Source organism: Caballeronia sp. LjRoot29, assembly GCF_964252755.1.
Classification (GTDB): Bacteria; Pseudomonadota; Gammaproteobacteria; order Burkholderiales; family Burkholderiaceae; genus Caballeronia.
On the sequence record NZ_CAXUPU020000107.1, the window covers coordinates 1 to 352 of the forward strand.

Below are 352 nucleotides of genomic sequence, written 5' to 3' on the forward strand. Positions count from 1 at the left end.
TCAACGTGCCGACGTGCTTACGTCCAATCGCGATACCCTCTCGCTTGAGCAGGCGCATTAACATGCGCGCGCCAGCAAACGGATGCTCCAGGTGCAACTCGTCGATCCGGCGCATGAGTGCCAGATCTGCGGCACTTACCGGACTCGGCGCGTAGTACGCACTGGATCGGCTGATGCCGACCAGCTTGACCTGCCGGGAAACGGGCAAGGGGTGGGCACGATCAATCATTTCTTTGCGCTCAGCAAGCCTACCTTGCCGAGCGCGCCGGACAAAAAATCATTCTCCAGCGCCAATTGGCCGATCTTCGCGTGCAACGTCTTCAGATCCACCGGCGGCTCATTGACGGGCGCG

At 60.5% G+C, this 352-nt stretch carries 1 pseudogene; it reads right to left on the minus strand.

Annotated elements, in window-relative coordinates:
• Positions 1-352: pseudogene (locus tag ACSQ83_RS35960) on the minus strand (IS3 family transposase); the annotation flags it as partial.